The sequence below is a fragment of the Inquilinus limosus MP06 genome, assembly GCF_000767795.1.
In the GTDB taxonomy this organism is placed as follows: domain Bacteria; phylum Pseudomonadota; class Alphaproteobacteria; order DSM-16000; family Inquilinaceae; genus Inquilinus; species Inquilinus limosus_E.
In genome coordinates, this window is sequence record NZ_JANX01001114.1 from 1 (window position 1) to 712 (window position 712).

The 712-nt window shown below is 71.6% G+C and carries 1 protein-coding gene; it reads right to left on the reverse strand.

The annotated features are described in order from the left end of the window. Positions 1 to 163: 163 nt before the first annotated feature. Positions 164 to 712: polysaccharide pyruvyl transferase family protein (locus P409_RS35530; RefSeq protein ID WP_161790544.1), on the reverse strand; the 549-nt coding region annotated here is incomplete at its 5' end.

Here is a 712-nt window from a genome sequence, read left to right on the forward strand (position 1 = left end):
ACCGTCTGCGGCCGGTGCTGCAGCGGGATCTGCCGCAGCACCGGATGGTCGAACACGCTCTCGCCGTCGCGCAGCCGCAGCGGGTTCAGGTCGAGCGGAAAGGCCTCGAGCAGCGGTGCCGGGTCGAACCGCGGCGGCATCCAGGCCGTGTCGATCGCCGCCATCAGCGCGGCCCAGTCGGTGCGCTCGCGCCGCGGCTGGCCGTAGACCGGGATGTGCCCCCGGCGACGCCGCGATAGAGGTCGACGATGCGCAGGTCGAGCGTGCCGTCGGGGTCGAGCTCGGCCATATGCAGGCCGCGCGGCGCGCGCGGCGAGAAGTACAGGCAGGGGATGCCATAGCTTTCGGCGAAGACCATGCCGTGCAGGCTGGTCGACACGATCCGCTCGCATTCCAGGATCTCGTCCAGCCGGGCCCGCATGCCGTCCAGGCCGATCGGCGTCACCGTGTGGATCAGCTTGACGTCGCCGGCCAGCTCGGCCGGCACCTGGTAGCGGATGTGCTCCGGCTTCGGCCGGACCTCGAAGGACCGGTCCCGCAGGTCGGCCAGATGGATGATGACGCCGAGCTTCCACTTCTTTTGGCGTGGCCCGGGGTAGAATTGCGGCAGCAGCCAGACCGGGTCGCCATAGACGGCCGGGCCGGCCGCGTCCTCCCCGCCCAGGATCCGGCGCGACACCGGCCCGCGCGTCGCCGCGATGTGCAGCCGCGT